The 16,575-nt window shown below is 59.7% G+C and carries 17 protein-coding genes; 6 read left to right on the plus strand and 11 right to left on the minus strand.

All coding sequences use genetic code 11. The features are described 5' to 3' along the window. The first annotated feature begins 946 nt into the window (after positions 1 to 946). Entirely contained in the window at positions 947 to 1,249 is a 303-nt protein-coding gene (locus IC37_RS19090) for a hypothetical protein (protein WP_030129028.1), read from the plus strand. A gap of 108 nt (positions 1,250 to 1,357) precedes the next feature. Here IC37_RS19090 and IC37_RS19095 read toward each other — a convergent pair whose 3' ends face one another. The 8 genes from IC37_RS19095 to IC37_RS19130 all read right to left on the minus strand — a co-directional run bounded on the left by IC37_RS19095 (position 1,358) and on the right by IC37_RS19130 (position 9,803). Continuing rightward, positions 1,358 to 2,227, minus strand: a complete 870-nt coding sequence (locus IC37_RS19095; RefSeq protein ID WP_030129027.1) for an oxaloacetate decarboxylase — start codon at positions 2,225 to 2,227, stop codon at positions 1,358 to 1,360. 361 nt (positions 2,228 to 2,588) lie between these two features. Next, positions 2,589 to 3,623, minus strand: coding sequence for an arginine N-succinyltransferase (gene astA, locus IC37_RS19100; RefSeq protein ID WP_030129026.1), 1,035 nt, complete (start codon positions 3,621 to 3,623; stop codon positions 2,589 to 2,591). A gap of 61 nt (positions 3,624 to 3,684) precedes the next feature. After that, positions 3,685 to 4,713 (minus strand): arginine N-succinyltransferase, encoded by a 1,029-nt coding sequence (locus tag IC37_RS19105; protein WP_030129025.1) that lies wholly within the window; start codon positions 4,711 to 4,713, stop codon positions 3,685 to 3,687. Between the two features lie 119 nt (positions 4,714 to 4,832). Beyond that, positions 4,833 to 6,182: an APC family permease gene (locus IC37_RS19110; RefSeq protein WP_030129024.1), complete on the minus strand. Its 1,350-nt coding sequence runs from the start codon at positions 6,180 to 6,182 to the stop codon at positions 4,833 to 4,835. A 58-nt stretch (positions 6,183 to 6,240) separates the two neighbouring features. Next, on the minus strand, positions 6,241 to 6,993 hold the full coding sequence (locus IC37_RS19115; RefSeq protein WP_030129023.1) for an N-formylglutamate amidohydrolase: 753 nt from the start codon (positions 6,991 to 6,993) through the stop codon (positions 6,241 to 6,243). Further along, positions 6,977 to 8,308 carry a glutamine synthetase family protein gene (locus IC37_RS19120; RefSeq protein WP_030129022.1) on the minus strand — a complete coding sequence of 444 codons (1,332 nt, stop codon included), beginning with the start codon at positions 8,306 to 8,308 and terminating at the stop codon, positions 6,977 to 6,979. The genes IC37_RS19115 and IC37_RS19120 overlap by 17 nt, the downstream gene beginning before the upstream one ends. Then, a complete protein-coding gene (locus IC37_RS19125; RefSeq protein WP_030129021.1) occupies positions 8,305 to 8,949 on the minus strand; it encodes an isochorismatase family cysteine hydrolase in 645 nt (214 codons plus the stop codon). Before IC37_RS19125 ends, IC37_RS19120 begins: the two co-directional genes overlap by 4 nt. A 2-nt stretch (positions 8,950 to 8,951) precedes the next feature. Beyond that, a complete protein-coding gene (locus IC37_RS19130) occupies positions 8,952 to 9,803 on the minus strand; it encodes a MurR/RpiR family transcriptional regulator (protein WP_030129020.1) in 852 nt (283 codons plus the stop codon). 340 nt (positions 9,804 to 10,143) lie between these two features. Here IC37_RS19130 and IC37_RS19135 point away from each other — a divergent pair, with 340 nt between their 5' ends. Beyond that, positions 10,144 to 10,716: a histidine phosphatase family protein gene (locus tag IC37_RS19135; protein WP_030129019.1), complete on the plus strand. Its 573-nt coding sequence runs from the start codon at positions 10,144 to 10,146 to the stop codon at positions 10,714 to 10,716. Further along, positions 10,716 to 11,471: a precorrin-6A synthase (deacetylating) gene (gene cobF, locus IC37_RS19140; RefSeq protein WP_030129018.1), complete on the plus strand. Its 756-nt coding sequence runs from the start codon at positions 10,716 to 10,718 to the stop codon at positions 11,469 to 11,471. Before IC37_RS19135 ends, cobF begins: the two co-directional genes overlap by 1 nt. Before the next feature lie 135 nt (positions 11,472 to 11,606). On the opposite strand, the gene ftrA is transcribed toward cobF, so the two are convergent. Continuing rightward, positions 11,607 to 12,581, minus strand: coding sequence for a transcriptional regulator FtrA (gene ftrA, locus IC37_RS19145; protein ID WP_030129017.1), 975 nt, complete (start codon positions 12,579 to 12,581; stop codon positions 11,607 to 11,609). A gap of 101 nt (positions 12,582 to 12,682) precedes the next feature. Between ftrA and IC37_RS19150 the strand changes: the two genes are divergently transcribed. Then, entirely contained in the window at positions 12,683 to 13,117 is a 435-nt protein-coding gene (locus tag IC37_RS19150; protein ID WP_030129016.1) for a rhodanese-like domain-containing protein, read from the plus strand. A 160-nt stretch (positions 13,118 to 13,277) separates the two neighbouring features. Here IC37_RS19150 and IC37_RS19155 read toward each other — a convergent pair whose 3' ends face one another. Next, a complete protein-coding gene (locus tag IC37_RS19155; protein WP_030129015.1) occupies positions 13,278 to 13,922 on the minus strand; it encodes a type 1 glutamine amidotransferase in 645 nt (214 codons plus the stop codon). A gap of 319 nt (positions 13,923 to 14,241) precedes the next feature. Between IC37_RS19155 and IC37_RS19160 the strand changes: the two genes are divergently transcribed. Beyond that, on the plus strand, positions 14,242 to 15,021 hold the full coding sequence (locus IC37_RS19160; RefSeq protein WP_030129014.1) for an ABC transporter substrate-binding protein: 780 nt from the start codon (positions 14,242 to 14,244) through the stop codon (positions 15,019 to 15,021). Positions 15,022 to 15,215: 194 nt separating this feature from the next. Further along, positions 15,216 to 15,932, plus strand: coding sequence for an alpha/beta hydrolase (locus IC37_RS19165; RefSeq protein ID WP_030129013.1), 717 nt, complete (start codon positions 15,216 to 15,218; stop codon positions 15,930 to 15,932). A gap of 11 nt (positions 15,933 to 15,943) precedes the next feature. Here the strand turns inward: IC37_RS19165 and IC37_RS19170 are convergent, their stop codons facing one another. Continuing rightward, entirely contained in the window at positions 15,944 to 16,531 is a 588-nt protein-coding gene (locus IC37_RS19170; RefSeq protein WP_030129012.1) for a hypothetical protein, read from the minus strand. Positions 16,532 to 16,575: the final 44 nt, after the last annotated feature.

The following is a 16,575-nucleotide window of genomic DNA, read 5'->3' on the forward strand; positions in this document are numbered from 1 at the left end:
TTGGTACATAGCGTCCAGTAGATCTTTTATAGGTCTTTTGTTCATTAGTTAAACTCAAGCCGATATCGTGACAGGAACACGATTTTGACAAAATATGCCGTAAAGCAGAGCGAGATTCAATGCTTTCCATAAAAGTGAAATGAACTTTTCTGATTTCGGTCGGGGTGACGTTGAGTGGTTCAAGGTGTAGGAAATTTCTGATAGTCCGATTCGTATAGCTTGATCAATCAGCTGCGTTTTTCAGAAACGAAATTAATGGATCGGCGTTGAATTGTCTTGAAGTGATTCTGGCGGGAGGAGCGGATGGCGGTGCTGGTTTTTGCAGGTGCAGACGAATTTTTCTAATCAGAGAAAGCGAAATACGTAGGGCGCTTATGTTCGGGAGCTGAGGTGTATCAGAGGACGGGGGCTGGGAGAGGGCTACGAAAATCAAATAAATATTTACTATTTATGTGCCTCTTTAGCTTTTGCTAGAGAGGCACATAAACGTAAAGCGGAGACTAGACACCTGTAGAGGCCAGATTTGGCGACTGGAGATACTCCTAGTCACTGGCATAGGCCGACTCTAAATCAAGCAACCTCAGAAAACAAGGATCCAGGCTGAGCGGTATCAAGCGAGATGTTGAGATCGCTCGCCAAGAATCCCACACAGGGCGTGGAACGACCACTACGCGGCGCACAACTTTCCAAGACGTTTCCTACAACGTACCCTATTGCCGCGTTTCAGCATCGACCCCTATAGTTCGGGCTCGCGGAAAAGACCGCGAACGACCTTGGCCGGTCGATTATCTGAAAAGCAACAGCGCCAAACGTGTTATGGCAGCTGTGCGCGGGACACCTTCGGGTGTGCCGGGTCTTTCAGGTACCGGTCGGCCAACCCGCACACGGCTGCCACCTTACTTTCGCTTGGCCGCGACCGGTGGTAGCTCAGCCTGGAGTTATACCTATGTTCGACCAAGTCATGCCCCGTTACCTCCCCATCGACACCTACGACGCCGAAAATCCGGTGCTCTTCATCAACACCCACAAAGAACTCAGCGACATGGCCGCCTGTGCCGCGCATCGCTTCACCGTGGTTCGCGATCTGACGGATACCTTGTCCAGCCTGAACCTCAAAGATATTTCCGACTGTGATCTGACCCGTATTACCCGTGCGGTGCATCTGCTGATGCGCGAAGGTTGCGCGATGCTGGATGTGATTCAGGCGCGGGCGTTGCAGCGGGAGGAGGGGTTCAAAACCCCAGTGTAGAAAAATAGCAAAAGATCAAAAGAACAAAAGATCGCAGCCTCCGGCAGCTCTACAGTGTGTACGTTATCCCAATGTAGCAACTGCCGCAGACTGCGATCTTTTTGGCCATTACTCTTTAACGCTCATAAACTCTTCCGCCCAACGAATGTAGTCCTCAGGCTGCGTGTACGTATGCGTCAGTTCAGTCGCGCTCAGGTCCGATGCCTGAGTAAAGATCTGCCGCTGTTCGCGCAGGCTGTCGTAAGTCGCTTTGATCGCCGCGAAGTAAGCGCCATGGCCGTCGATGGTGATGCGCACGCCCAGTTCGGCCAGACGTTTGTCGTCACGCAGCAGCGGGTTGCCGTAGGTGACCAGCATCAGCGGCACGCTCAGGTGTTCGGCGATTTGCTCCAGTTGATCGAAGTCCTGCACGCCCACCATGCAAATCCCGTCCGCACCGGCCTGCTGGTAATGCCGGGTGCGGCTGATGATTTCCTGGATCGGCAGGATCCCCGCGTTGGTGCGGGCGATGATTGCCATTTCCGAGTCGACCCGGGCTTCGAGCGCCGCGCGAATCTTGCCGACACCTTCGGCAACCGTGATCAGGTCGGTGGACTTGCGGCCGAATTGCGCCGGCAACAGGGTGTCTTCGATAGTCAGGGCAGCCACGCCGGCGCGTTCGAGTTCGACGATGGTGCGCATGACGTTGAGCGCATTGCCATAGCCGTGGTCGGCGTCGGCGATCACCGGCAATTGGGCCACGCGGCCGATGCGGGTGGCCTGCTCGGCGAACTCGCTAAGGGTGATCAACGCAAAGTCCGGGGCGCCCAGCACCTGCAACGACGCGACCGAACCACCGAGGATCCCCACTTCAAAACCCAGATCGGCGGCGATGCGTGCCGACATGGGGTCGAAGACCGAGGCGGTGTGATAGCAGGCGTTGGAAGCGAACAGTTGGCGGAAGTTACGGCGTAAATCCTGATGAGATAGCCTGGGCATATGAGTTCCACCAACACAAAGGAATGGAAGGGCTTGAGCAAAAGTGTCAACGCCGAAGGAACAAAAGGCTATCACGCGGGCGGGTGAGCAATTATGACGAATTTGCATGGGGCATGCAGTGGTCGGTATACCGGGTGCCGCTGGGCGACGCTTTTTGAGCTGGATTGACATGAATCCTGGCTTCGACGCGATCCCTTGTAGCAGCTGCCGAAGGCTGCGTTCGGGTGCGAAGCACTCGCCATCACGGATCGGAAGTCATGCAGGGTTGGTGATCAGTCTGAAAGGCCGAACTGGCAGGTTTACGACTGCTACGTCCGAACGCGGCCCGAACCGAACGCAGGCTTCGCCAGCTGCTACACAATCACGCCGCCACCGCCTGCTGCTGTTGGTTGCGCAGTAGCACGGCGCGGACCGAGTTGCCGGGTTGCAGTTGCAGGCGTTTGGCAGTGAGCCGGTCGACGATCAGGCTGTTGCCGACCAGCCGCCCCTGGGCAGTGGTGATGCGGCAGTTTTCCAGGCGGCGGTTGTGGATCAGCCACACCGGCGCCTGGTCGTCGGGCGTGCCGATGGCCAGCTCCAATCGTTGGCTGTCACGTACCGTGCGGATTCTCGACACCGGGGCTTCGATCACCGGGCCGGCGTCGAAGATATCGATGTAACCTTTATGGGCAAACCCCTCGGCGGTGAGGATCTTCAGCGCAGGTTCGGTGTTCGGGTGCGGCTTGCCGATCACCGCTTGGGCCTGTTCGGTGAGCAGGCAGGTGTAGAGCGGTTGGCGTGGCATCAGCTCGGCGATGAACGATTTGCTGCCTAACCCCGACAAATGATCGGCATGACTGAAATCCTTCTTGAAAAAGTGCCGGCCCAGGCTGTCCCAGAACGGTGAGCAGCCTTGTTCGTCGGCACTGCCACGCAGTTCGGCAATGAGCTTGTCGCCGAACAAGTGAGGGAATTCGGCAACGAACAGCAGGCGCGCGAGCGACAGCAATCGACCATTATTGCCGTGGCGTTGATCGTGTCGCAGAAACAGCGAACAGATTTCCGATTGGCCAGTCATTTCGTTGTTCAGGAACAACGTGGGGATCTGGCGCTGAATACCCAGGTCCGGCGACGAGCTGACCGTGAGTCCGACCCGGTAATTGTACCAGGGCTCCCGCAGGCCGACGGCGCCCGCCAGGGCACTGACGCCGAGCACTTGTTGATCGTCGTCTTCGAGCACGAACAGATAATCGGCGTCTGCGCGCTCGACCTGTTCGGCAAAGGTGCGCTGGGCCCAGCGCACTCGCAGGGCCAGGCGCTCCTCGTTGGCCGGCAGGGTCGTGAAGCCGGGGCCGGCCCGTTGCACCAGTTCCAGCAAGGCGGGCAGGTCGGTGACTTGAACCGGGCGGACAATCATGATGCAGCTCCTTCTTCGCGCCTGTTCGGGCACTGTCGTTGGGCATGGGGCCGGTGGCGGCTCACAGGGCGATCAACCGGATCGCACTGGCGTCGGTCACATTCAGGGCCGCGCACATCTCGACGCTCAAGGCCACAGGTTGCCCGGCGCGATAGTCCAACTCGGCGACGATGGCGCGGTAGTCCTTCAACGAATCGTTGCTCACCAGGTAGTTGCTCACCAGGCTACCGCGGGCATCGAGGGCTGAGCCTGGGTGCACCGTGCTGGTCTGGCTTTGGGCGATGGAGCGAATGTTCGAGGTGCGTGCGTACAACGTCGGGCCACCGTCGAACAGGTCGATGTAGCTGTTGGTCTCGAAGCCTTCACGTTCAAGAATGTCGAAGGCCTCCTGACCATCCGGATGAATCCGGCCGATGCATTCCTGCGCAGCCGGCGGCAGCATTGGCACGTAGATCGGGTATTGCGGCATCAGTTCGGCGAGAAATGTCCGGCTCTGCAGGCCGCAAAGCCGCTCGGCCTCGACGTAGGGCAGGTCGAAGAAATGCTTGCCCAGTGCATCCCAGAACGGTGACTGGCCCTGTTCGTCGCTGTAGCCAACGATTTCGGTGATCACCGCTTCGGCAAAGCGCGCCTGGTGGGCGGCAATGAACAGCAGTCGCGCCCGGGACAGCAATTCGGAGAACTGCGTGCGTTCCAGCGTTGTATCGATGTGGAAGCCGCGCAGCAAAGTATGACCAGTGAGGTCGTGGCACAACGACAACGCCGGCACCCCGTGCTCGATGTTCAGCTCCCGTGAAGCGCTGGTGAAATGGCGGTTGCGCAAACTGTAGAACGGCTCGTTGAACCCTGCGGTGGCGAGGATTTCCGAGCAGCCGACCAGACGGCGAGTCGTGAGATTTTCCAGCACGAAGAAATAGTTCTCCGGGCCAGGACCCCGGGCGTCTTTTTCGAATGAAGCGCTGGAGTCGAAAATTTTCTTGCGCAACTGTTCGGTGTCGTCCGGCAAGGACGTGACCCCCACCAGACTGTCGCGCGCCAGTTGTTGCAACTGGGGCAGGTCGGTTAACTCCACCGGGCGTAAGACCAGCATGGATGTACTCCTGTATCAAAGGGTTCGGCGATTTGCACCGAACCTGACTATCACTGTCGGTTTCCACGCATTAAATCGGCGGTCGCCTGAATTCGTGTCAGACGCTGCTCTTTTTCTTGTCAGCCATTGCTTGGGTCGGGTAGGACCGTGCTGCTCCCCAGTTTGTTGAGGAAGAACAAATAGACCACTCCCAGGGCAATCCAGATCAGGCCGAGTTTCTGTGCATCGACGCCCATGTTGTACATGATGGCCGCGACGATGATGAAGCCGATCACCGGGCAGATCAGGTGACGGATCACCTGGCCGGACTTCTGCCGACGCCAGTAGTAATTGATCACGGTCAGATGCAGCAACATGAAACCGCTCAGGGCGCCGAAGTTCACCAGAGAGGTGAGGGTGTCCACCGAGTTGATGAACAGGTAGCAGATCACCAGCGACAGCGCCGCCACCAGATAGATACTCATATACGGCGTGTTGTGTTTCGGGTGCACCTTGGCCAGCACTTTCGGCAGTTTGCCGTCCCGCGCCATGCCAAACAGCAGACGTGAAACCGCCGCTTGCGAGGTGATCGCGACTGCGACGCCCCAGGCCAGGGCGGTGGCCACGGCGGTCAGGGTTGCCAGCCAGCTGCCGGCGGCGATTTCGGCGATTTCATAGAACGCAGTGTCGGCGGACTTGAAGCCCAGGCCGGCGGCCAGATCCGTGGCAATCCAGGTCTGTACGACGAAGATAACGCCCATTACCAGCAACGTGATCAGCGCAGCCTTGCCGACGCTACGGCCCGGGTCGCCCTTGATCTCTTCGGCGAGGGTGGAAATGGCATCGAAACCGAGGAACGACAGCACGGCAATCGATACCGCTTGCATCAGCAGGGCGAAGTTGAATGTCTCGGGGTTGTACAACGGCGCCAGAGTCAGCTGACCGTTACCGCCGCCACTGTGCAGGGCATTCCAGGCATAGAACAGGAAGATCCCCAGCACCACCAGTTGCGCCAGTAGAAAGACGATGTTCATCCGCGCGGTGAAAGTTATGCCCCGCAGGTTGACGAAGGTGGCGCTGACTAGAAAGGCCAGGATGAAGCCGACTTTCGGGATGTCCGGGTACAAATGATTCAGCGCCATCGCCGCGTAAACGTAGAGCAGCGGCGGAATCAGCAAATAATCGAGCAGCATCAGCCAACCGGCGATAAACCCGACATGCGGGTTGAGGCCGCGTTGTGCGTAGGAATACACCGAACCCGCAACCGGAAAGGCCCGGGCCATACTGCCGTAACTCAGCGCCGTGAACAGCATCGCCACCATGCCGATGATGTAGGCCAGCGGTACCATTCCCGGCGCTTCGGCGTTGACGTAACCATAAACGCCGAACGGGGCGATGGGGATCATGAAGATCATCCCGTACACCACCAGGTCCGTCAGTGACAGGCTACGTTTCAACTCTTGCTTGTAGCCGAATTCTTCAATTTCCATGAAGCCTTTCTCCTTGATGATGAAAACAGCTGCACGCTGCGAGTTTGAAGCTATTGCCCTACAACAGTGGCGCCAGATAGTCGGTCCAGCGACCGATGTCCTCGGGCATGCGCAGCAGATCGTTGCGTACCTCGATCAGTACCGAGTCCAGCCCTCTTGCATCGCCGTGAACCGGCACGGTCATGTCACCCAGCGGATCGACTTTGTACGGCTGATTGCCGGCGACTTTCAAGGGGTGTCGGCTCAACCCGTCGAGCACTCGCTGGGCGTATTCCCTGGCCTGCCCATACAACACGCCGACTTCCAGCGTTCGTGGCTGGCCGTAATAGATCGGGGTGAAACTGTGAATCCCCACCACGCGAACCGGTCGACCTTGCGCCATACGGGCGTCGATCAAGGTTTGCAGGCGTGCATGAAACGGCTTGAACAGGCAGTGCCGGCGATACTCGCGGGTGATCTCGTCCAGATCCCGATTGCCCGGCACCTGATAAATCTCGCTCTGCAACGGAATACTGTCCGGCGCATGGCGCGGGCGGTTGAGGTCGATCAACAGCCGTGAATAATTGGCCGCCAACAGGGTCGCGCCCAATGCTTCGGACAAGCCCTCGGCCAGCGCCAGGGCGCCGATGTCCCAGGCGATGTGTTCGCGGGCGGCTTCATGGCTCAAGCCCAGGTCATTTAACCCGGCCGGGATAAACCGACTGGCGTGTTCACATACCAGAATCAGCGGGTGCTCGGAGGCTTCCCGGCTCAGGGTATACACAGGCTGGGTGTAGAGCCCCCGTTCGGCGGACTCAGTACAAGCGCGCATAGTGCTCACACAGATCGGCGGGCGAGAGCTGTTCCGTCAACTTCAGTTCTTCGGTTTTAAGTGCGAACCAGGTGTCCAGCAAGGCGCGCGGCAGGGCTTCGATCAACGCCTCGCTGTTGCGCAGGCAATCCAGAGCCTGGGACAGAGAGTCGGGCAGGGCGACGATGCCGCGGGCCTGGCGTTGCTCTTCGTTCAGCGAATCGGGGATTTCATCGGTGATCGCGCTCAAGGCCAGGCGCTGCTCGATGCCCAGCCGACCGGCAATCAACAACGCGGCCATGGCCAGGTGCGGTGAGGCCGTGGCGTCCATGGCGCGAAATTCCAGGTTGTACTGCGCCGCCACGGCTTTGCCGCCCAGGCTCACGGTCGGGCAGATCCGTAGCGCCGCTTCACGATTGCGTTGGCCGAGACAGGCGTAGGAAGCGCTCCAGTGATGGGGCTGCAAGCGCTCGTAGGAAACCGGTGTCGGCGCGGTAAAGGCGCAGAGCGCCGGCAAATAGTGCAGAACGCCGGCGGCCCAATGCTGGCCGAGGGTCGACAGGCCGTTGGTGGTACCGGCGTCGTACATCACCGGGTGGCCGGCCAGATCCTGCAGGCTCACGTGCAAATGCACGCCATTGCACACCGCCTGCCCGGAGGTCTTGGGCGCGAAACTCAGGTCCAGGCCCATTTGCCGGGCGATCTCACGGGTGATCTCGCGCACGTTCACCGCGCGGTCGGCGGCGGCGACGCCGAGGGCCGGGCGGCAGGTGATTTCGTATTGGTGCTTGCCGTATTCCGGCAGGAACATCTCCGGCTCCACACCGCCGGCACGCAGTGCGCTGAGCAACCAGCCGCCGAACTCGGCGCCCTGGCGCTGCGCTTCAAGAGAGAACGCCAGATGCTCAGCCGCGCCGCTGCCGAGGTTGAATTCATGTTCGAACGCGGCGTTGATCTGCAGTCCCAATTCGTCGCGATAACGCGCCACCTCGTTGCGCAACAGCGTGCGCGGGCAGGCGCCCCACGGGCGGCCATCGGTTTCGCGAATGTCGCCGTGAATGAAGTCCAGCGCCGGGGCATTGGCGTCCGGGCCGTTGTTGACGGTCACACGGCTGCTCAAGTCGGGGATCAGCCGCAAGTCTCCATAAGCACCCCATGGATTGCTGGAGGCGATGATGTCTTGCGGGGTCAGGGCGCTGTTGGCCGGTACCCAGCCGCAACCCGTCACCTGATAGGCATCGAGTTCGTCAGTGGGAAAGGAACGGCCGCGCGTCACGCCGATCAGGTCGGTGGTGACGATCGTGGTCATCGGCAGTGGCGACAGGCGAGCGCTCATGGCTGCATCTCCTGCAACCGGCCGAGCACGGTCTGGGTGTCTGTGATCCAGCAGTAACCCTTGATGGCGTTCAGGCAGGCGTGATGCCGTTGTTCGGTGTAGGTGGCGCAGGCATCTTCGACCAGCGTCACCAGATAACCACGGTCGGCGGCGTCGCGCACGGCCATGTCGACACACTGGTCGGTGACGATGCCGGCGATGATCAGGTGTCGGGTTTCGAGGTTGCGCAGCACGTAGTCGATGTTGGTGGAGTTGAAGACCCCGGAAGAGGTCTTGGGCAGCACGATTTCGTTTTCGATTGGCGTCAGGTCATCGATGATTCGCGCTTGCGGGCTGCCCTTGGGCAGGTGCATGTCCGAGAGTTTGTGGTCCAGCGAACGATCGCGACCATCGGCAGTGAGGCTTTCGATGAGCGTATGCAAGACGTTTTGCCGTGCTTCGCGAAAGGCACTGAGCAACCGGCGTTGATTGGGCACCACGTGCATGTGGGCGCGGGTCAGAAAGTATTCGGCATCCGGCCCGTTGAGGTGCGGATCGAACTGCGGCTCGAGCCAGGCACGCTGCATGTCCACCAGCAACAGCGCGGTGTGGTCGGCGGCAAACGGCAAGTCCCGGGGCGAGTGGTGGGGGAGCGTGAACATCCTTATTTATCCTCCAGCAGGTGAGTGTCGAAGTCGGTCCGCAGGGCATCGATGCCTTCCAGGCGATCGGCCAGATCGGGGCTGCGCAGGGACAGGCAGGCAACCAATGCTTCAACCTGGGCCAGCGCCGGTACCATCGAGTCGAAGGCCGACGCCGATTCCACCGGCGCACTGATGATCAGGTCGGCCATTTCCCGCAGCGGTGATGCATAGATGTCGGTGAACAGCACGACCCGCGCATGTCGGCCCTTCGCGGCATTGGCGACCCGCAGAGCCTGGGACTGGTAGCGGCGATAGTCGAACACCAGCACCACGTCTTGACGCTGCACGTCGAACAGCCGGTCCGGCAATTGCGCGTTGTCTTCCAGGGCGAAACAGCCGGGCCGCAGCAAGCGCAGATGGTTGAGCAAATAGTTGGCGAGGAAACTGCTGAAGCGACCGCCGAAGCAATGGACCTGATGGCGGGTGTCGAGCAGCCATTCGATCAGAATTCGTACATCTTCGGGTTGAGTCAGCGCCTGGGTGTCGACCAATGCCCGATGGCTGTTCGCTAGATAGTGGCCCCAGGGATCATCTTTTTTGAGATGGGCGCGGGGTTGCAACAGGGTACTGGGAGAGCGCAGGCGGTCGTCCATGTCGCTGAGCAAGGCTTCCTGAAAGTCGGCATAACCGCTGAAACCAAGCTTCTTTACCAGCCGCACAATGGTCGGATCGCTGACACCGGCATGTTCGGCCAGACGTGACATCGGGCCCAGTCCGTTTCGCGGGTACTGGTCCAATAAGGCACGGATGACTTTGCGTTCCGACAGCGTGAAGTCCAGGCCGCAATCGGTGATCACTCTGAGTGGGGGCATCCGGGCTCCTGCTGGATGGATGTGTCTGTTTTGTTTCACAAACTGCTAAAATAGTATTTATGTAACGTGTGCTACATGTCTAGTGAATTATCTCACGGATTTCCCAAGCCCAAAAATGGGGCGAAACGCCCGTGCGTGCAGGGCTACGCGGATGTCGATTGACCTTGTAGGACACCGCCCATAGTGGTGTCGGAGATTGCTACTTCTCGGGGATAAAATGGGGTTGTGAACCCGATCGACTGCTTGAAACGAAGCACCCTGAATCGCGCTTCTTGCGGCACAATGACCCGGTTGTTCGCGGCATCGTGCCATTTTCATCCCATCGACAGAGTGATCTTCCGTGCAGGCGACCCGCTTGACCCTGATGTGCCACGCTCGAACCGTCGCACAAAAACTGGCGTGTTTTCCTACGAATGAGCCATTAGAAATGGATGGGCAATCGGAGAAGGGTTTGCGTTGCCGCCAGTTCAAGGGCACCCCCCGTTTGCTCTGTGGTCCGGAACTGCGGACCCGGCAAACCGCTGAGCTGTTTGGCGACGACGTGGAGATTGTCGCGGCACTGGCAGATTGCGATTTCGGACGCTGGAAAGGCACGTCGATCGACGACCTGCAGAAGTCCGAACCCGAGACGCTCCAAGCCTGGCTCAATGACCCGACCTCGGCACCCCACGGTGGAGAATCGGTGGCGCAACTCGGTGAGCGGGTGGCTGCATGGTTGAATACCCTCGAGACGACGCCGGGGCATATCGTTGCCATTACCCATCCTTTTGTCATTCGCGCCGCACTGACGCAGGTGCTGCAGGGCGCGGCGTTCAATCAGATCGACGTCGAGCCGTTGTCGGCCATCGAGTTGCGGTTCAACGGTCGCTGGCGACTACGCTTGATGGGCACGGACCCTGAGGGAGCACGTTGATGAAAAAACTCCTAGTCATCGGTGTTGGCGCCGGCAATCCCGACTACATCACGATGCAGGCGGTGAAGGCGCTGAACCGCGTCGATGTGTTTTTCCTCATGGACAAGGGCCAGAGCAAAGACAAACTGATCGACCTGCGCCGCGAGATCTGCGAGCGCTACATCACCGATCACGACTACCGCTTCGTCGAAGCCCACAGTCCGGAGCGGGAGCGCGGGGATGTGGACTACAAGGCCAGCGTCGAAGACCTGAACCGCGCCAAGCAGCAGACCTTCGAGCGGCTGATCAACGAGGAATTGACTGACGAGCAGTGCGGCGGTTTTCTGGTGTGGGGCGATCCGGCGTTGTACGACAGCACCATTCGGATTCTGCAGGCGATTCTGGCGTCAGGCCGGTGTGTGTTCGAGTTCGAGGTGATCCCCGGGATCACCAGCGTGCAGGCGTTGGCGGCGCAACATAAGGTGCCGCTGAATCGCATCGGTCGCTCGATTGAAATCACCACCGGCCGGCGTTTGGCAGCGGGGCAGGTGAGTGACGCCGACAGCCTGGTGGTGATGCTGGATGCGCAAGATGCCTACCATCACGTGGCCGATCCGGAGACGGAGATTTACTGGGGGGCTTACCTGGGGACGCCGGATGAAATCCTGATCAGTGGCAAGCTCAAGGATGTCGCGGATGAGATTGAGAGAGTGCGCAAGGCGGCGCGGCTGGCGCATGGGTGGATTATGGATACTTATCTGTTGCGCAAGTCTTGAGGGTTTCGGTGGCTGGGCTGGCGCCTTCGCGAGCAAGCCCGCTCCCACATTTAGTCTGCGTCGTACACAAATGTTGTGCTCAATATAGATTCAGTGTGGGAGCGGGCTTGCTCGCGAAGAGGCCCTCAAACACACTCAAATAACCGCCTTTACCTCACGCCCAAACCGCTCCCGATACACCGACGGCGGCACGCCGACCACACTGCGAAATGCCACCCGGAAACTCTCCACCGAACGATAACCGCAGTGTTGGGCAATCTGCTCGGTGTTCTGGCGGGTACTCTCCAGCAGCTCGCGGGCCCGGGCCAGGCGCTCATGTTGCAACCATGCCTTGGGCGGCAGGCCGCTGGCTTCGGTGAACCGTCGCAGGAACGTGCGCTCACTCATGGCCGCCTCGCTGGCAAGGTCGCGAACCTCCAGCGGTTCGTGCAGTCGTTCCCGCGCCCATTGCATGACCCGCGACAGATCGCTGCGCGGCGTCGGGCTGACCGGTGACGGAATGAACTGCGCCTGGCCGCCGGTGCGTTGCGGCGACATCACCAACCGCCGCGCCACCGAGTTGGCCACCTGCGTGCCGAAATCCCGCGCGACCAGATGCAGGCAGGCATCAATGCCCGCGGCACTGCCGGCCGAGGTGATCAATTGGCCTGAATCGACGTAGAGCACGTCCGGGTCCACTCGAATGTCCGGAAAACATTCGGCCAATTCCGTGGTGTAGCGCCAATGCGTCGTGGCGCCGTGACCGTCGAGCAAACCGGTGGCCGCCAGTACGAATACCCCGGAACAGATCGACAGCAACCGCGCGCCCCGGGCATGGGCCTGGCGCAGGGCGGCGAGCAAAGGTTCAGGCACCGCCGCGCTGCGGTCGCGCCAGCCAGGGATGATGATGGTCCGGGCTTCTTCAAGCAGTTCCATCCCGCCGTCGGCCAGCACCTGAATGCCGCCCATGGCGCGCATCGGCCCTTGGTCGACGGCGACGATACGATGCTCATACCAAGGGAAATCGAACTCCGGGCGCGCCAGACCGAAGATCTCCACGGCGATGCCGAATTCGAAAGTACAGAGGCCGTCGTAGGCCAGAATCGCGACCAATCCAGGGGAGGGCTGCATTTGGCGGAAAATTCCCGGTGAGTGTCTTGTACGCCACTGTAGCGGCAAGCGCGGGGCAGATAAAGTCTTCCCACACCCATCGAGACTTTGGAGTACAACCCATGCCCAGCCTGGTTCGCGAAATTCCCGCCGCCCCAACCGCCATTGCCCTGATGCATTTCAGCAACCGTCTGACCTTCGAGACCGACTGTTCCGACGTCTACGGCAGCCAACAGGCCGGCGAGGTGGATTTTGTCCTGGTGGACGTGCGTGGTCCGTTGGCGTTTGAACGCGGACATGTGCCGGGCGCGATCAACATCCCGGGACGATTGATCACGGCTGACGGCCTGGCGGCTTATTCGAAATCCACGCTGTTCGTGGTTTATTGCGCAGGGCCCCACTGCAACGGCGCCAACAAGGCCGCGGTGAAACTGGCGGCGCTGGGTTACCCGGTCAAGGAAATGATTGGCGGAGTTACCGGGTGGCTGGATGAGGGGTTTGAATTGAGTGTTGTGGTGCAACCTGTCATTGCGATGCCCATAAGTTGTGAGTGCTGACCCAGTGTGGCGAGGGAGCTTGCTCCCGTTGGGTCGCGAAGCGGCCCTGAAAACGCCCAATCACGATTCCCTGGATAGATCGCATTCTCAGTATTTACGACTGCTTCGCAGCCGAGCGGGAGCAAGCTCCCTCGCCACAGAAGTCCATCATTTCTCAGATTCAGCGATTAACTGATGAAGCGGTCCACCACTCATCCAGCGTCGCTTGCAACCAGTGATTGACGGCTTGATAGCCGGCGCTGTCCTGTGGCCCCCGAGGCAACGGCGATTCCTCGGCAAAGTGCTCATTGAGGATCGCCACCGATTCGGCATTCCACTCCGGGTGGAACTGCAACCCCACCCGCGTCGCCCCGACGCGATACATCTGCTGCTCACACACGTCACTGCTGGCCAGCAATTGCGCATCCGGCGGTAAATCGATCGCGTCTTCGTGCCATTCCAGCACCTTCAGCAGCTGGCCATCCGCAAAGGTCACGGTGGTCCAGCCAGTTTCAGGGTGAGACATCCGCCGCACATTCCCACCCAGACTCAGCGCCAACAACTGCGCTCCCAGACAAATCGCAAATACCGCCGCGCCCTGATCCAGACTATCTGCCAGCCACTGACGCTCCGCTTCCAGCCACGTCGGCCCGGCGTTGGATTCATAAGGCCCGCCCAACAGGATCACCGGTGCCGCGCTCACGGGCGGCAACTGGCCGAGGTCGGCGCGAAACACGTTCAGCGTAATGCCACGGGACTGAGCCCATTCGGCAATGGCGCCAGGACCTTCGGCAGGATGGTGCTGGATCAGGTTCAACGTGGGCATCACGCTTCTCTTCCGGGAATAGGTTGGCGGGGTCAATGTGCCGCAAAAAAAAGATCATCGCCAGTGCGACTGTTCAATCGGATCACGCCCGAAATCTTGTAGGTTTTGTCTGAAGCAAAGGATTGTCCTACAGCCCTTGCACCACCTTGGCGCACGCTTCAAGTGCCTTGAATCCCTTGGCTGTTTTTCTATAAGTATTTGTCGCCTAAACACAATTTGCCCTCCTGCAGCCGCTCTAGACTGCCGGCCACTTCGGTCTTCACCAGCCGAAAGTTGCCAACAGAAAGCTGCCAAAAGCCTCCGCACACAGGAGTTATAAATGAACAAGCGAGTGATGTTCGGTGCCCTGGCACTGTCGATGTTGTCCCTGACCGTCGTGGCCGAAGACGCCAAGCCGATTCGCCTCGGTATCGAAGCCGGTTACCCGCCATTTTCGATGAAAACCCCTGACGGCAAACTCACCGGTTTCGACGTGGACATCGGCGATGCGTTGTGTGAGCAGATGAAGGTGAAATGCACTTGGGTCGAGCAAGAGTTCGATGGCCTGATCCCGGCCCTGAAGGTCAAGAAAATCGACGCGATCCTGTCGTCCATGACCATCACGGATGACCGCAAGAAGAACGTCGATTTCTCCATCAAGTACTACCACACCCAGGCGCGCTTCGTGATGAAGGCAGGCACCGACGTCAAGGATCCGCTGACCGAGCTCAAAGGCAAGAAAGTCGGTGTGTTGCGCGCCAGCACCCACGACCGTTTCGCCACTGAAGTGCTGGTGCCGGCCGGCATCAACCTGGTGCGTTACGGTTCCCAGCAGGAAGCCAACCTGGACATGGTCGCCGGTCGCCTCGACGCGATGCTGGCCGACTCGGTCAACCTGGACGACGGTTTCCTGAAAACCGACGCCGGTAAAGGCTTCGCCTTCGTAGGCCCGACCTATGAAGACGCCAAGTACTTCGGCGGCGGTTCCGGAATCGCCGTGCGCAAGGGTGATAAAGCGCTGGCGGACAAATTCAACACCGCCATCACTGAAATCCGCGCCAACGGCAAGTACAAGCAAGTGCAGGACAAGTACTTCGACTTTGACGTTTACGGCCATTAATACGCCGTAGGTGGCCACCGTTGACGCGGTGGCCATTTTTTTTATGCTCTCTAATCAGGCCGCGATTTAATGTGGGAGCGGGCTTGCTCGCGAAGGCGGTCTCAGAAGCGGCGAAGATGCCTGGGTCATCATCGACATCCCGCCTCACAGTGTTAGGCTTTGCCCCGAATCCTGCGCTCTGTGAAGGAAGGTTTATGTTGAAGTTACTCGCCCTGCTCACGCTCCTGGCGTCCTCCGCCGCCCACGCTCAAACCCCGCTGCACACCGATCTGCCGCTCAAGTACCTGGAGCAGGCCCACGCTGAATCCCGCAACCAACCCTTGGTGATTTTCCTGCACGGTTACGGCAGTAACGAGCAGGACCTGTTCGACATCAAGGATGAATTGCCGCCGCAGTACAACTACCTGTCGGTGCGGGCGCCGATGACGATGGAAGAGGGCAGTTACCAGTGGTTTCGCCAGAAAGGCGAGGGCGCCTATGACGGCGAGACGGACGACCTGAAGGCCAGCGGCCAGGTGCTGCGGGATTTTGTCGCACAAGCGGCGAAGAAATATCACACCGAAGCGGACAAGGTATTCCTGGTGGGTTTCAGTCAGGGCGCAATCATGTCCTACGAGGTCGCCTTGCGTCATCCCGAGGCGGTGGGCGGAATTGCGGCGTTGAGCGGGCGAATCCTGCCGGTGCTCAGGTCCGAGCTCAAACCGGATGAAAAACGCCAGCAGCTGGCGATTTTCATCGGTCATGGCACCGCCGACAAACGCCTGCCCTACAACGACGGTACTGAGGCCGACAGCCTGTTGCAGCGCCTGTCACTCAAGCCCGAGTTTCATGCCTATCCAGGTGTCGGTCACAGCATCAGCGCTACCGAGATGCAGGATTTGAGCACCTGGTTGCAGCGTCTCAATCCCTGAATCGGTCGGGTTTATTTGCCGCTGACGATTTGTTTGACCAGCGTTTCGTGGCCGGTTTTGTCGTTGGGGCGGGAGATGATCTGAACGATGGCCATGCGCGTACCGGAAGCGGCCATCAACGTGCTGTCCAGCGTCATGCCACCGCCCTGGGTGGCAGTGCTGTCGATCTGCCGAAGGCCCAGGCCTGTGCCTTTCTGGGTCAGACTTTTTTCGCTGGTTTTGTTGAAATCCGGTAAGGCGTTGCGTTGCTCGGTGGCGAACGCGGACACCGTGGCGTCAAGGAACTCACCGTCGTTGTCCTTGACGTTGGCGCCGCCGGGGATGGTGTTTTCAGCGGCGATCACCACGGTTTTGGTGGTCTGGTTGGTGTACATCGTGCCCGTCGCCCCGGCAGTGCCGGTGGCCGCATCGCCGGCCGGCAGCGGGGTGGCGATGAAACCCTTGGGCAGGGTGAAGGTGAACTTGCCGCCGAGCATCGAGACCTTCTGGGGCGGCGCTTTGTCGCCGGCAGTGGCCTTGGCCGCCTGCGCATTCATGGCACCCAGACTGGCAGCCGCCATCAGCAGCAGAACAACGGCTTTTTTACTCAACAATGACATTCAAACTCTCCAGGGAATGATCCGCGCTTTGACGGCGATCATCC

This window comes from Pseudomonas sp. QTF5, assembly GCF_000512695.2.
Lineage (GTDB): Bacteria > Pseudomonadota > Gammaproteobacteria > Pseudomonadales > Pseudomonadaceae > Aquipseudomonas.